1 protein-coding gene is annotated in these 493 nt (G+C 52.1%); it reads left to right on the top strand.

The annotated features are described in order from the left end of the window. Nucleotides 1–252: 252 nt before the first annotated feature. Nucleotides 253–493, top strand: a 241-nt coding sequence (locus B4F73_RS06230) for a hypothetical protein (protein ID WP_290482758.1), incomplete at its 3' end; no start/stop codon positions are given.

Raw genomic sequence — 493 nt, forward strand, 5'->3', positions numbered from 1 at the left:
ATTCGGGTCACAGAGCAACTTGTTGCCTGACCTGGGCCCACGGCGCGTGGCGATTCCCAGTTGAATATGGAATCCGATACCCATGAAACAGAGAGCCGTCGGCACCCCCGATGAGCAGAATTACGCCAAGCAAGCCCAACCTCGGATCACGAATCGAAACGAGACAGACTTGAACAGCGGGGTGAAATAGGATAACCATTCCTGACACCGGTGTCATTCGGTGATAAAATAAATATCGGGAGGAAAATTAGAATGCGGGTATCCACCAGAGTCAGAATCCTTGCGGGCGTGTCCCTGGCCAGCCTAATGCTGTCAGGTTCCATAGCGTATGCGCAGGAAACCATAGATGAACCATCGGCAGATGAGGCAGACCAAGTACTCGACAGTGTCGTGGTAACCGGTTTCCGTGATTCACTTGCTGAAGCACTTGATCTCAAGAAACAATCGACCGGAGTGGTCGATGCCATCGTCGCTGAAGACATTGCCGCTTTTC

The sequence above is a fragment of the Hyphomonas sp. UBA3601 genome, from assembly GCF_002375605.1.
Taxonomy (GTDB): Bacteria; Pseudomonadota; Alphaproteobacteria; order Caulobacterales; family Hyphomonadaceae; genus Hyphomonas.